The sequence below is a fragment of the Pseudoalteromonas sp. B160 genome (assembly GCF_037162485.1).
GTDB classification, from domain to species: domain Bacteria; phylum Pseudomonadota; class Gammaproteobacteria; order Enterobacterales; family Alteromonadaceae; genus Pseudoalteromonas; species Pseudoalteromonas rhizosphaerae.
The window spans coordinates 1672651-1687184 of the sequence record NZ_JARLUX010000001.1; the positions used below are offsets into that span (position 1 = coordinate 1672651).

The 14534-nt window shown below is 40.5% G+C and carries 15 protein-coding genes and 1 pseudogene; 10 read left to right on the forward strand and 6 right to left on the reverse strand.

Annotated elements, in window-relative coordinates:
- Position 1: 1 nt before the first annotated feature.
- Positions 2-1429 carry a Si-specific NAD(P)(+) transhydrogenase gene (sthA, locus tag P4S61_RS07795; RefSeq protein WP_145242412.1) on the forward strand — a complete coding sequence of 476 codons (1428 nt, stop codon included), beginning with the start codon at positions 2-4 and terminating at the stop codon, positions 1427-1429.
- Positions 1430-1512: 83 nt separating this feature from the next.
- On the opposite strand, the gene hemE is transcribed toward sthA, so the two are convergent.
- The gene (hemE, locus tag P4S61_RS07800) at positions 1513-2577 is read right to left on the reverse strand and encodes a uroporphyrinogen decarboxylase (RefSeq protein WP_149980407.1); all 1065 of its coding nucleotides are present in this window, start codon (positions 2575-2577) and stop codon (positions 1513-1515) included.
- A gap of 501 nt (positions 2578-3078) precedes the next feature.
- Between hemE and rsd the strand changes: the two genes are divergently transcribed.
- Positions 3079-3546 (forward strand): sigma D regulator, encoded by a 468-nt coding sequence (gene rsd, locus P4S61_RS07805; protein ID WP_145242408.1) that lies wholly within the window; start codon positions 3079-3081, stop codon positions 3544-3546.
- A gap of 176 nt (positions 3547-3722) precedes the next feature.
- The gene (locus P4S61_RS07810) at positions 3723-4772 is read left to right on the forward strand and encodes a S66 peptidase family protein (RefSeq protein ID WP_337118090.1); all 1050 of its coding nucleotides are present in this window, start codon (positions 3723-3725) and stop codon (positions 4770-4772) included.
- A 56-nt stretch (positions 4773-4828) separates the two neighbouring features.
- Here the strand turns inward: P4S61_RS07810 and fkpA are convergent, their stop codons facing one another.
- A complete protein-coding gene (gene fkpA / locus P4S61_RS07815) occupies positions 4829-5581 on the reverse strand; it encodes an FKBP-type peptidyl-prolyl cis-trans isomerase (RefSeq protein ID WP_337118091.1) in 753 nt (250 codons plus the stop codon).
- A gap of 202 nt (positions 5582-5783) precedes the next feature.
- Between fkpA and P4S61_RS07820 the strand changes: the two genes are divergently transcribed.
- The gene (locus tag P4S61_RS07820; RefSeq protein ID WP_182719569.1) at positions 5784-6782 is read left to right on the forward strand and encodes a WD40 repeat domain-containing protein; all 999 of its coding nucleotides are present in this window, start codon (positions 5784-5786) and stop codon (positions 6780-6782) included.
- Complete coding sequence (locus P4S61_RS07825; RefSeq protein ID WP_145242400.1) at positions 6769-6984, forward strand: SlyX family protein; 216 nt, start codon at positions 6769-6771, stop codon at positions 6982-6984. Before P4S61_RS07820 ends, P4S61_RS07825 begins: the two co-directional genes overlap by 14 nt.
- A 13-nt stretch (positions 6985-6997) precedes the next feature.
- Here P4S61_RS07825 and P4S61_RS07830 read toward each other — a convergent pair whose 3' ends face one another.
- Positions 6998-7201, reverse strand: coding sequence for a YheV family putative zinc ribbon protein (locus P4S61_RS07830; RefSeq protein ID WP_337118092.1), 204 nt, complete (start codon positions 7199-7201; stop codon positions 6998-7000).
- 143 nt (positions 7202-7344) lie between these two features.
- Here P4S61_RS07830 and P4S61_RS07835 point away from each other — a divergent pair.
- Positions 7345-9266 (forward strand): annotated as a pseudogene (locus P4S61_RS07835) (ATP-binding cassette domain-containing protein).
- Positions 9253-9666: a TIGR02444 family protein gene (locus P4S61_RS07840; RefSeq protein WP_337118093.1), complete on the forward strand. Its 414-nt coding sequence runs from the start codon at positions 9253-9255 to the stop codon at positions 9664-9666. The pseudogene P4S61_RS07835 and the gene P4S61_RS07840 overlap by 14 nt, the downstream one beginning before the upstream one ends.
- 345 nt (positions 9667-10011) lie before the next feature.
- Here the strand turns inward: P4S61_RS07840 and P4S61_RS07845 are convergent, their stop codons facing one another.
- From P4S61_RS07845 to P4S61_RS07855, 3 genes are all read right to left on the reverse strand, one after another.
- The gene (locus P4S61_RS07845) at positions 10012-10359 is read right to left on the reverse strand and encodes a hypothetical protein (protein WP_337118094.1); all 348 of its coding nucleotides are present in this window, start codon (positions 10357-10359) and stop codon (positions 10012-10014) included.
- 455 nt (positions 10360-10814) lie between these two features.
- Positions 10815-11036, reverse strand: a complete 222-nt coding sequence (locus P4S61_RS07850) for a helix-turn-helix transcriptional regulator (protein ID WP_064667688.1) — start codon at positions 11034-11036, stop codon at positions 10815-10817.
- Positions 11029-11529, reverse strand: coding sequence for a hypothetical protein (locus tag P4S61_RS07855; protein ID WP_064667687.1), 501 nt, complete (start codon positions 11527-11529; stop codon positions 11029-11031). Before P4S61_RS07855 ends, P4S61_RS07850 begins: the two co-directional genes overlap by 8 nt.
- Positions 11530-12041: 512 nt before the next feature.
- On the opposite strand from P4S61_RS07855, the gene P4S61_RS07860 reads away from it, so the two are divergent.
- Genes P4S61_RS07860 through P4S61_RS07870 form a run of 3 tightly spaced genes read left to right on the forward strand, consistent with a single transcriptional unit; the run spans position 12042 to position 14517 of the window.
- Positions 12042-13022, forward strand: a complete 981-nt coding sequence (locus P4S61_RS07860) for a hydrolase (RefSeq protein ID WP_145242394.1) — start codon at positions 12042-12044, stop codon at positions 13020-13022.
- A complete protein-coding gene (locus P4S61_RS07865) occupies positions 13019-13264 on the forward strand; it encodes a YheU family protein (protein WP_145242392.1) in 246 nt (81 codons plus the stop codon). The genes P4S61_RS07860 and P4S61_RS07865 overlap by 4 nt, the downstream gene beginning before the upstream one ends.
- Positions 13265-13323: 59 nt before the next feature.
- Positions 13324-14517: a dipeptidase gene (locus P4S61_RS07870; protein WP_337118095.1), complete on the forward strand. Its 1194-nt coding sequence runs from the start codon at positions 13324-13326 to the stop codon at positions 14515-14517.
- Positions 14518-14534 lie beyond the last annotated feature (17 nt).

Below are 14534 nucleotides of genomic sequence, written 5' to 3' on the forward strand. Positions count from 1 at the left end.
TGTGGCCAAACAACAAGTAAAGCAAGAACAACCATCATTTCAATATGATGCAATTATTATAGGCACAGGTCCTGGCGGTGAAGGTACCGCCATGAACCTGTCTAAAAGCAACAAAAAAGTGGCCGTTATCGAACGCCAAGCTGCCGTTGGTGGTGGTTGCGTACATTGGGGTACTATCCCTTCAAAAGCACTACGTCACTCTGTTAGCCGCTACATAGAATACAAAGCAAACCCATTGTTTAATGTGGGTGAGCGCCCTAGTAGGTTAACGTTTCCTGATATTTTGCGCCACGCCAGCTCGGTTATTTCTAAGCAATCAAATTTACGCAGTAGCTTTTACGATCGTAATCGCATTCATATGTTTCAAGGTGATGCTAGCTTTGTTGATAAGCACACAATTGAAATTAAACGTCTTGATGGGTCAACCGAACGACTAACTGCTAAAACCATTGTTATTGCTACAGGTTCTCGCCCTTATCGCCCACCTGAAGTCGACTTTACCCATTCTCGTATTTACGACAGCGATACTATTTTAGGCCTAGAGCATGACCCTCATCGAGTGCTTATTTACGGCGCTGGTGTCATTGGTTGTGAGTATGCGTCTATTTTTAAAGGCTTAGGTGCAAAAGTCGATTTAGTTAATACTCGCGACCGTTTACTCGCCTTTATGGATGCTGAAATCTCAGATGCTTTAAGCTATCACTTTTGGAATAGCGGCATTGTGATCCGCCATAACGAAGAATTTGACCGCATTGAAACCCGTGATGATTGCGTTGTTATGCATTTAAAATCAGGAAAACGCGTTAAAGCTGACTGTATTTTATTTGCCAATGGTCGCACCGGCAACACTGACGGACTTAACCTTGAAGCGGTTGGCTTAAAAGCTGATGGCCGCGGGCAGTTAAAAGTTAATGAAACTTACCAAACCGAGGTCGATAACATTTATGCCGTTGGTGATGTCATTGGCTACCCAAGTCTTGCTAGTGCAGCGTTTGATCAGGGTCGAATTGCTGCCGATGCAATTGCCTGTGGTAATTGCGATGAAAAACTAATTATTGATATTCCGGCAGGTATTTATACCATCCCTGAAATGAGCTCAGTAGGTAAAACAGAGCAGCAGTTAACCGCCGCGAAAATCCCTTATGAAGTCGGCAGAGCTCAATTTAAACATTTAGCGCGAGCACAAATTGCCGGTACCGAAGTGGGTAGTTTAAAAATATTATTCCACACTGAAACCAAAGAAGTACTGGGGGTGCATTGTTTTGGCGAGCGTGCCTCTGAAATCGTGCACATTGGCCAAGCCATTATGGAACAAAAAAATGGCGGCAATAATATTGATTACTTTGTAAATACCACCTTTAACTACCCAACTATGGCTGAAGCCTACCGTGTTGCGGCGTTAAATGGTTTGAATCGACTGTTTAAATAAACGTTGAGACAGCTAATAAAAAGCCCGCTTACTGATAAGCGGGCTTTTTTGATTATAAATGACAGTGCTTGTTACAGCTGCAGTTACTTATGATATTGCGCACTAAACTCATGTACGGCATTAATAAATACACCCGCGTTTTCAGGATCAACATCAGGCGTAATACCATGGCCTAAGTTAAATACATGACCTTCACCTGTGCCAAAATCTTCAAGGATAGTCGCTACTTCTTGGCGAATACGATCTGGTGTGCCATGTAACATTGATGGATCCATATTACCTTGCAGAGCTACTTTGTCGCCGACACGGCGCTTAGCATCGCTAATATTAATTGTCCAATCGAGACCAATTGCATCACACCCCGTTGCTGCTATCGCTTCAATCCATTGACCACCATTTTTAGTAAATAACGTAACGGGCACTTTGCGGCCATCGTATTCACGAATTAAACCATCAACGATTTTGTGCATGTACTGCAATGAGAACTCTTTATAATCACGCGGGCTCAATACACCGCCCCATGAGTCAAACACCATTAGAGACTGCGCACCGGCTTTAATTTGTGCATTTAAGTAATCGATCACTGAATCAGCAAGCTTATCAAGTAACAAATGCAGTGTTTTTGGCTCAGCAAACGCCATTTTTTTGATTTTACCAAAGGTCTTGCTGCTCCCGCCTTCAACCATATAAGTAGCAAGTGTCCAAGGTGAACCCGAGAAACCAATTAGCGGTACTTCGCCTTTTAGTTCACGACGGATCGTGCTTACGGCATTCATAACATAACCAAGCTCATCTGTTGGATCGAGCTTTGGAATTTTTTGTACATCAGCAAGTGATGAAATTGGACGCTCAAATTTAGGACCTTCACCGGTTTCAAAATACAAACCTAAGCCCATCGCATCTGGAATCGTTAAAATATCACTAAATAAAATAGCGGCATCTAATGGGTAACGACGCAGCGGCTGTAATGTTACTTCACAAGCGAGCTCAGCATTTTTACACAGGCTCATAAAATCGCCCGCTTGTGCACGAGTTGCGCGGTATTCTGGTAAGTAACGCCCTGCTTGGCGCATCATCCATACCGGAGTCACATCAACTGGCTGTTTTTGTAGTGCACGTAAATAACGGTCGTTTTTTAATTCGCTCATAGCGTAAAGGATCCTAAAGCTGATAGATATTGCGCAGATTGTATCACCATATCGCACACCTCTCTATCGCTATGGCACTAATTAACCTTAGTATTGATACAGATTAATAATCTATTTTAAGATGCTTGCTTGGTACAAAATTAATACAACAAACAATAACATTTGAAATTTTTTATTAATATGTTTGCAACATAGTAAAAACCTTGGTATAACTTGTCCCGCGTTAACAATAAAAACAATAAAAATTACATAACAATAAAAATAAAAATCTTCTAATAACAATAAGAAAGCTTGTTTAAACAAGTCATGGAAAAAGAAATTAACCACCTTTATGGTGGTTTTTTCTTGCCTGAAACAATATAAACGATTTGTATTTTATTAAAAAAACTGTTTATATATCATATAGTTCTTGTTTTATTACAAAATTATAAAAAAATGTGTTGATCTTTGCGGCATATTTCATTGTTATAGAAGAAACCAACCCAGCTAAGGAGAATGATAATGCTGACGCGTTTGGAAAAAGCTCAACAAAAATGGGGTGGTAGCCACACCGTGATCGACAAATGGCTCTCAGAACGCCAAGAGCTATTAGTTTTATATTGTCGTATTGCTGGCTTTTCACCGTATGATAAAAAAGACCATGCCTTACCTGACCAATTACAGATCCAAAATTTTTGCCAACTATTGATGGATTATTTATCTGCTGGTCACTTTGAAGTGTATGACGACATTGCCAAGGCATGTGAGCAAAAAGGCCCTAACAGCCAGCAGCTTGCCAATGAACTTTATCCACGAATTTCGCAAACTACTGACATTGCACTTGATTTTAATGACAAATATGCAGAGGTGGATAAAGAAGATTTACTCAATGATTTTGATGACGACTTATCAAAACTTGGTGAAACACTTGAGCTGCGTTTTGAGTTAGAAGATGAGTTGATTGATAATTTATATTCTAATCACACCTAGATAATACACACAATTATTACGTTACAAGGAGCTAAGCTCCTTGTTTGCTGTTTACTTTAAGTCTTTTCTCACCCATCTATAAATTTAATATTCCCAGAACACCCCATAAAATTGAAATTTATATTTCAATGATGTAATTATAGCCTTATTGTGCATTAAAACTACACAGGCTCGCCATGAATAAACGTACATTTTTGAAATCTGTATCACTCCTCAGTGCAGGGTTACTCGCAGGCAATAGCGCTCAAGCAGCTAACCTATCAAGTCAAACTGCACTAAGTTTAAAAAAGCCGAACGCCTTACCAAGCAGAGGCACAATTGGTGTAGCTAGCCCATCAGCAGCAACAGCAAATCAAAAAGACATTATTTTAGCTAAGCAAGTAATTGAAGCGCTTGGCTATAATGCTAAGTTAGCACCTAATATTATGGCTAGACGTGGCCACCTTGCGGGCACTGATACACAACGTGCAGACGATCTTAATGCGCTGTTTAACGACAGCAGTGTTGATGCTATTTTTTGCTTACGAGGTGGCTCTGGGGCGGCACGTATTTTACCCCTGCTGGATTATGCAATGATCCGTGCTAACGCCAAACCGCTGATGGGCTACTCAGATATCACCGCACTTCATAACGCGTTACTAGCTAAAGCCGGTATTGTTAGTTTTCATGGACCTAACGCCTCTAGTGATTGGAATCCATTTCATGTTAAACAATTTAAACAAATGTTTGAGCAACAAACCCGCATGCACTTTAGCAACTTGCCAAAAGCCGATGATGAATTGGTTAATAGCCAATACCTCACCCAAACCATCACACCAGGTAAAGCGACTGGACAACTTATCGGCGGTAATTTAACTGTACTAACAGCGCTGGCTGGCTCAACTTATTTACCACAATTTGATGGGGCTATTTTATTTTTAGAAGACATTGATGAAGCACCTTATCGGATTGACCGCATGCTCAGCACTTTAAAACTAATGGGTGCACTGGACAAAATAGCGGGGGTTGTATTTGGTGACTGTAACGATTGCAGCTCGGGAAATGGCTATGGCTCATTGACGCTAGATGAAATTTTTGCAGATTATATAAAACCGCTGGCTATCCCTGCCTACCGAGGGGCGATGATTGGCCATATAAAACGACAGTTCATATTACCGGTCGGTACGCAAATCGAACTCAATGCTGATACAGGTACGTTGACTATGAAAGAAACCGCCTTCAGCTAAGATTTTAGCAACAAAAAAAGGGGCTAATTAGCCCCCTTCTCGCACAGAATAAATAATTACTCTGCAACTGCTGCTTGCTCTTCATTTTGAATTTCAAGTAATTCAACTTCAAAAACAAGTGTTGAGTTAGCTGGGATCTTACCTAAGTCACGATCGCCGTATGCTAGTTCTGCTGGAATAGTAAACTTATACTTAGAACCTACAGGCATAAGTTGTAAACCTTCCGTCCAACCAGCGATTACGCGGTTAAGTGGGAAAGTCGTTGGTTCGTTACGAGCATACGAACTATCAAATTCAGTACCGTCAAGTAGTGTGCCTTTGTAGTGTACTTTAACTACGTCAGTTGCTACTGGCATTTCACCATCACCTTGAGTGATCACTTCGTACTGTAGGCCTGATTCAGTTACTGTTACGCCTTCTTTCTTAGCGTTATCAGCTAGGTATTTTTCACCTTCAGCTTGGCTTTTTTCAGCTTCTACTTTGGCATGTTGCTCTTGCTTAGTACGTACTGACGTATCAAGTGCAGTTAATACTTCACGAATTTTCTCTTCGTCAATTTTTGCGTCGCCAGCAAGGGCATCTTCAAAACCACGAATTAATAATGCTTGGTCAAGCTCAATGCCTAACTCTTTTTTATCAGCTAAATCTTTATTTAAGAAGTTACCAACAGATGCACCAATACCGTATGCTTGTTGTTGTACTTCAGTTTCAAGTTTAACAGGTGCTTGTTCTTGTTTTGCTTCTTGATTACAAGCTGTTAGCGCTAAAACTGACGCTGCAATCAATGACAATTTAATCGTCTTTTTCATTTTAAATCTCCGACACACTTTGCAGATGTCATTTATTGTATTATTACTAGTTAAAGGTTAACGGCCCATGGTAGGCTACTTATCTAATTTCTGATTGTAGGCTATACGCTCACTTTCACGTTAATTAGATAAACAACCTAGGCTTTCACGAGCCCTAGTCTAACCTCTCAATCACTAAGAGTTAAGGGGAAATAGCTGTAATATGTCGATATTTCGTACTTTTTTGTATCTTCTGTGCTGCACCTTGCTGATTGCCTGCTCAGAACAAAAAGACCAAGCCACTGCAAGCTATGAGCATGCAGCCAGAGGCGCGTTCGCCTCCGCAATATCTCATGATGGCAAATACAGCCTGATCTCATCTATACACCATGGGGTCGCCCTATGGGATAATCAACAGCAAGTACTAAAATACCAATGGTTTCAGCAACAAGACGCCGATAGCCTAGTACATACCGTGGCTATCGCTTATGACAACAGCCACGCTGTTACCGCTGAAAAAACCACTTTTGCAGTATGGGATATTGCCACTGGCAAAAATACCGGCTACTACAAAATAAAAACCGCCACTATTCGTGATATCGCCATTAGTAACCAAGGCCGCAGTGTTTTGTACGGTCGTAGCGATGGCGTTGTTGTTTACCTCGACTTAGAGACCGGTAGACGCATTGAGTTCCTTGGTCACCAAGAAAAAATTAACGCAGTTGCTTTATCGCCCAACGGAAATTTTGCTCTCAGTGGCTCCAACGATTATGCGGCGTACTTTTGGGATACTCGTACCGGACAAGTGATCCATCGCTTTAACCATCCAAGTCGTGTCACCCAAGTGACCTTAGATCCGCAAGGTCGCTATGCATTTACCGCAGACAGTATGACACAGGCACATGTATGGCAGCTGACAACAGGTGATCTTGTTAGTAAACTGCAGTATATTGCCCGCCAGAGAATTTTCACTGCGGTACGCTTTAATGAAGCAGGCACCTTGCTGGCAACAGGCTCACCTAACCGCTTAGTGGACCTATGGCAATTATCCAGTGGTGAACAAATTCAAAGTTGGCATGTAACACCGCGAGAAGGCAGTAGACCAAAATCAGCAGTGGTACTTGATGTCGCTTTTACTGACAACGATACTGCGTTGTTAACCGAAAGCTCCAGTGGGATCGCTGAGCGCTTTACTAGACGAGAAAAAAATGAACACAATTGAACATCGCTTAACAGAACTTGAAGCCAAAGTGGCTTTTCAAGACGAAACGATTGAAATTTTAAATGATGAAATAAAAGTGCACCAGCAGCTGTTGGCAAAAATGAAGCGCCAAACAGAGCTACTGGCTGAAAAAATTAAAGAGTCGCAATCATCATCTATGATGATGTCAGACACGCCAGAGCCTCCGCCGCCACACTATTGATGGTTGCGGGCGCTTAATCGCTCGGTTTAAACACGCCAATGACTTGTTCAAATTGGCGTGTTGATGCCTGAACAGCCTGCTCTGGCTGTGCCATTTTATGGCCGCACTGCATGCATTCGACTTTCTCTACATCGTGCTCTTTGTAAAGCATCATCATATCCATGGTTTTACACTCTGGACAGGTTGCCCCAGCAATAAATCGTTTTTTCTGTTTCACTACGTTTTCCCACAGTTTGAAAAGAAACTTGCTACATTTTAACCCAATAACTACCCAGTTGATACGCTGACGATTGAAATATAGTCCAGCTTCCGTGCTATGATAGCGTCAAGTTCACAAAGGCACAGTAAAGCGCAGACTACATGATCCAGATCTCAGAAATTGAATTACTTCGCGGCGGTAAAGCACTCCTTAAAGATGCCTCAGCTACATTATTTCCAGAACACAAAGTTGGCCTAGTTGGCGCCAATGGCTGCGGTAAATCAACACTCTTTAGTTTATTGAAATCTGAACTACAGCTTGATGCAGGTAATTGCAGTATCCCTAAAGACTGGTCTATCGCCTCGGTAAAACAAGAAACGCCAGCGCTAGATATCAGCGCAATTGATTATGTATTACAAGGTCATCCTGAGTATTACGCCATGCGTATTGCGCTGCGCGAAGCCGAACAAAATGATGATGGCGATACCCAAGCCAAAGTGCACATACAACTTGAGCACATTAAAGGCTATAGCATAGAAGCCAAAGCCGGCGAGTTACTTCACGGGTTAGGGTTTGCAAATAACCAAATTGAAAACCCCGTTAGTGATTTTTCCGGTGGTTGGCGAATGCGCTTAAACCTTGCCCAAGCGCTGATTCGTGATGCCGACTTGCTGCTACTGGATGAGCCAACTAACCACTTGGATTTAGATGCGGTGTACTGGCTGGAGCGTTTTTTACGCGCTTACACCGGTACTTTAGTGTTGATATCGCATGACCGTGAATTCCTCGATGCTGTAGTTGACCAAATTTGGCATATCGACAAGCAAAAGATCAATGTTTACAAAGGCAACTACTCGCAATTTGAACGCCAAAAAGCAGAGCGTTTATTACAACAACAAGCGATGTTTGAAAAACAACAAGATCAAATTGCCCACCTTGAGCAATTTATTACCCGCTTTAAAGCCAAAGCCAGTAAAGCCAAACAAGCACAAAGCCGCGTTAAAGCGCTTGAACGTATGGAAAAGCTCGCACCAGCTCATGCTGATTCGCCCTTTGACTTTGAATTTGCAGAGCCTACCGCACTACCAAACCCATTGATGACACTCGATAAAGCTCAAGCCGGCTATGGCGATGTCACAATCTTAAATAGTATTAAACTTAACTTAGTCCCTGGTAGTCGCATTGCCCTACTTGGCCGTAACGGCGCAGGTAAATCAACCTTAATAAAGTTATTGTCTGGCGACTTACAACCGCAAGCAGGCGAAGTATTCCAACATCAGGGCTTAAACATAGGTTACTTTGCTCAGCATCAATTGGAATCGCTAGATTTAAAAGCCAGCGCGATTACCCATTTGCAGCGTTTAAATCCTAAAGCCACCGAGCAATCACTGCGTGACTTTTTAGGTGGTTTTGCCTTTATTGGTGATAAAGCCCTTGAGCCCGTAGCACCGTTTTCAGGGGTGAAAAAGCCCGATTAGTACTCGCAATGTTGGTCTATCAAAAACCAAACTTATTACTGCTCGATGAGCCAACCAACCACCTTGATTTAGAAATGCGTCATGCTTTAGTAATGGCGTTGCAAGGGTTTGAAGGCGCGATGGTTACCGTTTCCCATGACCGTCACATGCTAAAAAATACCGCCGACGAATATTACTTAGTGGATAACGGTGAAGTAACCCAGTTTGGCTACGACTTAGACGAATACTATCAATGGCTACTTAACGCTAATAAAGAAGCGGCAAAAACCACTCAAGATGACAATGAACCAAAAGCAAACTCAAGCGTTAACCGTAAAGAGCAAAAACGCCTAGAAGCAGAGTTTAGAAAAGCCACACAACCACTTAAAAAGCACATCGAAAAGCTTGAAAAGCAACTTGATAAACACTCTGCCGAATTAGCTGAAATCGAACAAGCACTTGGCGATAACGAGCTTTATAACGATGACAACAAAGCAAAACTCAAAGAATTACTAGCTAAACAAGCGACATTAACACCGAAAGTAAATGACATCGAAGAGGAGCTATTAATGGCCCTTGAAGAGATGGAAGAAAAAGAGCAGGCCTTTGCCGATGAACTTGCTTAACAGCAACGATTTTTGGCAATTTGCATGTCAGCTTTATAGCAAAGATGGCATGCAAGCACGCCTGTTGGATTATCAAAACCAGCAAGGTAAAAACGTTAACCTGTGCCTGCTACTGTACTATTTAGATTCTCTCAATCTAGCAATTAGCCAAGCACAGCTAAGCAAACTTGAACAATGTATTAGTGCATTTGATCAACAGGTTTTAAAGCCCCTACGTACTTCCCGCGGCTATTTAAAAGCCAATCACACCGAAATTGCAGATTATGCTGCAATTCGTAAAGAACTGCTCAGTGCCGAGCTAAAGCTAGAAAAACAACAACAACAGATGTTAATAACCACAATTAATAGCTTTGCGCTAACACCTTGCAGCACGCCACATAACACATCGTTATATTTGTAAAAGTTCTCATGTAGGTCGTGCTTTAGCGCGACAATCCTACTAACAAAAATAATTCATGGCTAAAGCCATTTCCTACGGGTAACCAAATTTTTCATTCCCCCCTCATTTACTTCTCATTCTCTTCTCTTTGTGCAAAAAGATCTTTAAATGACTTACTGCAAAAATTGTCGCCATAAATGACGACCTACTGTAATTCGTTACTTTGTAACTACTTCTTTATTATTAACTCAGTAAAGAGATCAAACTTGAAAAAGCAACAACAGCAGGTGTTGGTGGAAAAATTAACACATTAACATTAGAGTCTGATTCCAAGACCATTAATGTAATACTATATATTTGTGAGCTTTAAGCGCTCGTTTTTCTTTGCAATTTCAACCCTGTCAGGGTTGCTAAAATAATAACTAACAATGAAACGGGCAACTCGATAATGGAAGTTTTTGAGAAAAAGTAAAACTCTTGCAAGATCAATGAGACAGTTATTGCACCAAGAAAAAAGCCTAAAAAACAAACATAAAATGCATCTCGCCAAGCATAATTATCACTGCGATATGCCATTACACCATATAGTAAAAAAGATAAGACACTGGATGGGATGATTGCAATAAGAATATAATCGCCAAGCCTCGATGATGCATAGCGCTCAAAACCAGCAACAATATTGAGTAATGTCGATAAAGCAATTTGCAGCAGCATAATCACTAAAGTGTATTTAACTATCCGTGTAATTTTCAATGTCTACCACCATTATTACTAGGTATAAAAAAATAAAGTTGAAATTATAAGCCCAAACAGATGCTATTTCTAATAAGCTTGTCAGAGCCAACTTTACTGCAAATAAATTTTGCATTCCCCTCATTTACTTCTCATTATCTTCTCTTTGTGTAAAAAGATCTTAAGTAACTTATTCACAAAGAGATTTAGAAGCGCTTCGCTTAAGAGTAAAGCAAAGCCATGATTTAGCTTATCACTTTACTTCAAAAAAATTATCGCCATAAATGACGACCTACAGAAATTTATTACCTTGTAACTGCTTTTCTATCATTAACTCAGCGCCGTCGAACTCAGATAAAGATAAAGTAGACACTGTACTTTATAGAAGAGTCAGTAAACCCCTATCATTAAACCCCACTTTAATATCGTATATCATGCTACGTATTGGTCGCCCGATATTGAAATACCTCCTCTAAAGGTAACTTAAAGACGGCTGCAATTTTAAAGGCGACTTCTAATGACGGTGAGTACTTATTTGCCTCAATCGCCATCACAGTCTGACGCGTTACCCCAATAGCATCGGCGAGTTGCTTTTGGGTCATTTCATTGTATAAAAACCGTAATGTCCGAATAGAGTTACTGATTGCATATTCACTCATAGATATCACCCGTTCTACCTTTATATAACTGCGCTATGTAGTTCGTTATTTCAGCAATTAAAAAAGCACCTACCATCACATGCATAGGTAAATAAGGAATGTTGTATTCAATAGCAGGCCCCCAACCATTCGCTTCAATTTGATATTGAAAAATAGCAATACAAATACCCACTTGTAAAATTACCGCTTTATACTTATAACCAATTAAATTTATTTGTTTTTCCCTAACATCAAGTGGCTGTTTTAACTCGTTATCACTAATGAATGCGAGCAATAAATAGCTCAATACCATAAGTACCACAGAGTAAGTTAATACCTGTAGCAGTAACCCTGACAGCCAAGAGACCGAAGCGAGCTGCTCTGTAGTTGCGTTAATTAAGCTGTCTACATAAAAAAACGAAATATATACGCTGACCAATAAATCGATACTAAGCGTAAGCTCTCTAAAGCTTATACTTTGTAAAAGCTCTTTCAACTGTTCTGAACGAGTCATATATAATTAACTCCAAGTAAAATATTTTTGACACCAACTAAGTTAAGGCTATTTTTTAAACATGTCAATTTTTTTGACTTCAAGTTTATTTTACTTTACTTTGCCTACCCCCCTTACCAGTCACTCCGCCACTTGACTTAACTTTGTTGATCCAAATCAACTTCTCAATCACGCTTTTTATAATCAACAAAATAGCTTGATCTGGATCATATCAGCCTCTGCCAACTCGCACTATGATGAACCCATAGACATTAGGAGGCATTTATGGACGTATTCTTCAGAGACTTTTTTAGTGACCCAGTACTATTTTTATCATTTGGTTTTCTGGGAGTAGTGATCAGTTTATGCCTTTTCTTTGTGTACTTTTTTATCAAAAAAGTACATGACGACAAAACACCCAATCAGAATTAAGCACGACGCACAAAGCCCCTATCAAGTTATTTGATTAGGGGCTTTTTATTATTAAAAGTTTGTTACACTAGCGATTCTATTAGCTAAACATGTTTTAACTTATGTCTACAGATTTCAAGCCAGCTTGGTGGATGACTAATCGCCATGTGCAAACCATTATGCCACGGTTTTTTCGGCCTTTTCATAATACTCGCTACCAATTAGAGCAGCTTGATACTCCCGACGGCGATTTTTTAGAGCTCGCTTGGTCACAACCCAAAAACGATAACGCGCCGCTGGCAATTGTATTGCATGGCCTGGAAGGTAATATCAATAGCTTTTATGCAAAAGGCATGATGAAAGCCCTCAAAAAGCAGGGGTTTAGTGTTGTTTTAATGCATTTTCGTAACTGTTCTACTGAAGTTAACCGCCTACCCCGTGCATATCATAGTGGCGAAACCGGCGATCTCGATTTTTTTATAAAACAACTTAAGCAGCAGTTTCCAGATCGCTTGATGGTTGCAGTTGGCTTTTCACTCGGCGGTAACGTACTGGCCAAATACTTAGGTGAACAAGGCGAACAATGTTTACTTGATGGCGCGGCGGTTGTTTCAGCTCCTTATGATTTGTCGCCATCATGCCAAGTTATTCGTAAAAGTTTGGCTAAGATTTATCAAAAGTATTTACTCGATCGCATGAAAAAATCGATGCAGCGTAAATTACCGCAAATCACAAAACAGATTGATTTAACACCAGATCAGCTAATGGAAATTGATGATTTATGGCAGTTTGACGATAAACTGACAGCTCCTTTACATGGTTTTATTGGTGCTGAAGATTACTATCAACAAGCCAGCGCTAAGCCTTATTTAAAACACATTACAACACCCACATTAATTGTTCATGCGAAAGACGACCCAATGCTGTCAATTAAAGCTGTACCCAGTAGGCAAGATGTTAGTGAGCATGTTACGCTGCAAGTCTCAGAAAAAGGCGGCCATGTTGGCTTTATAAGTGGAAAAAATCCATTTAAACCGATTTATTGGTTAGAGCATGTAGTGCCAGATTTCTTCACCCAAATCGTCAAAAAAGAGCAGCTATGATCATTCCCCATGAGCAACTAGATAAAGACACTCTATACAATTTAATTGAAAGTTATGTGCTACGTGAAGGCACCGATTACGGTGAGCAAGAATTCAGTATTGAAAGTAAAGTGGCGCAAGTAAAACAACAACTACAAAATGGCGATGCCATGGTGTTTTTTTCAGAACTGCACGAATCAGTTACTATTATTTCTAAAGGTGAATTTAAAGCACTGCAAAGTGAAACACAATTTAACGAGTAAACTTGTAACCCTAGTTGTAAAAATAGACAATGGCTTTTTTACTAAAAGAGCCATTAAAAATGATAAAACTAAGCTCAGTAGTTATTGCCGTTGCACTTGCTTTATCAAGCCAAGTGCAAGGTGCAGACATTAGCGCATCAGCTAAAGCAATTAAACTCACCAAAGACACTATTTTAATCGATACTCATATCGATGTGCCGTACCGTATTCATGCTAAATGGGCTGATGTTACTAAAGCCACTGATGACGGTGATTTTGACTACCCACGCGCAGTTAAAGGTGGCTTAAATGCGCCATTTATGTCGATTTATATTCCTGCGCATTTGGAGTTTGAAGGGAAAGGTAAAAGCTTTCAGCTAGCAAATCAACTCATTGATAGTATGGAAGCAATTGCCCAGCGCGCTCCTGACAAGTTTGCTATTGCCGATTCAACGAATGATATTAAAAAGCAGTTTAAACAAGGCAAAATGTCGATAGCAATGGGGATGGAAAACGGCTCACCAATTGAAGGTGACATGGCAAACCTACAGCACTTTTTTGATCGTGCTGTACGCTATATCACCCTAGCTCATTCACAAAGCAACCATATTTCAGATTCATCTTATGATATTCGCCGTAAATGGAAAGGTCTAAGCCCATTTGGTAAAAAACTGGTTACTGAGATGAACAATATCGGCATGCTGATTGATGTTTCACATATTTCAGATGATGCGTTTTATCAAGTAATGGAGCTATCTAAAACACCGGTTATTGCCTCACACTCATCACTGCGCAAATATACGCCTGGTTTTGAGCGTAATATGGATGACGATATGCTACTAGCGCTGAAAAAGAACGGCGGGGTTATTCAAATAAACTTTGGTTCAAGCTTTGTAACCGCTAAAGCAGGTGATTGGGGCAAGCAGTTAAAGAGTAAAAAAGAGTCGGCAAAAAAAGAAGGCACTAAATTAAGTCAAGATTTTGATGCCGCGTATCGTGCTAAAAACCCGTATCCATTTGCGAGTCTTGAGCAAGTACTTGAGCATATCGATCACGTTGTTGAATTAATTGGTATCGATTATGTTGGCATCGGCTCTGACTACGATGGTGTTGGCGATTCACTGCCAGTAGGCTTAAAAGATGTATCTAGCTACCCGAATCTAGTGCAAGGATTAATGGATCGTGGTTACAGTGACAAAGATATCAAAAAAATCCTCAGTGGCAATGTGCTGCGCGTATGGCAACAAGCCGAACAGTATGCAAAAAAACATTAATTGATAAATAATTAGGT

Bases quoted from the DNA above. Each gene is read 5' to 3' on its own strand.
- P4S61_RS07825 (WP_145242400.1), top strand. From the start codon at position 6,769: ATGAACACAATTGAACATCGCTTAACAGAACTTGAAGCCAAAGTGGCT.
- P4S61_RS07865 (WP_145242392.1), top strand. From the start codon at position 13,019: ATGATCATTCCCCATGAGCAACTAGATAAAGACACTCTATACAATTTA.
- P4S61_RS07870 (WP_337118095.1), top strand. From the start codon at position 13,324: ATGATAAAACTAAGCTCAGTAGTTATTGCCGTTGCACTTGCTTTATCA.
- P4S61_RS07860 (WP_145242394.1), top strand. From the start codon at position 12,042: ATGTCTACAGATTTCAAGCCAGCTTGGTGGATGACTAATCGCCATGTG.
- P4S61_RS07810 (WP_337118090.1), top strand. From the start codon at position 3,723: ATGAATAAACGTACATTTTTGAAATCTGTATCACTCCTCAGTGCAGGG.
- hemE (WP_149980407.1), bottom strand. From the start codon at position 2,577: ATGAGCGAATTAAAAAACGACCGTTATTTACGTGCACTACAAAAACAG.
- P4S61_RS07855 (WP_064667687.1), bottom strand. From the start codon at position 11,529: ATGACTCGTTCAGAACAGTTGAAAGAGCTTTTACAAAGTATAAGCTTT.
- P4S61_RS07850 (WP_064667688.1), bottom strand. From the start codon at position 11,036: ATGAGTGAATATGCAATCAGTAACTCTATTCGGACATTACGGTTTTTA.
- P4S61_RS07845 (WP_337118094.1), bottom strand. From the start codon at position 10,359: ATGCTGCTGCAAATTGCTTTATCGACATTACTCAATATTGTTGCTGGT.
- P4S61_RS07820 (WP_182719569.1), top strand. From the start codon at position 5,784: ATGTCGATATTTCGTACTTTTTTGTATCTTCTGTGCTGCACCTTGCTG.
- P4S61_RS07840 (WP_337118093.1), top strand. From the start codon at position 9,253: ATGAACTTGCTTAACAGCAACGATTTTTGGCAATTTGCATGTCAGCTT.
- fkpA (WP_337118091.1), bottom strand. From the start codon at position 5,581: ATGAAAAAGACGATTAAATTGTCATTGATTGCAGCGTCAGTTTTAGCG.
- rsd (WP_145242408.1), top strand. From the start codon at position 3,079: ATGCTGACGCGTTTGGAAAAAGCTCAACAAAAATGGGGTGGTAGCCAC.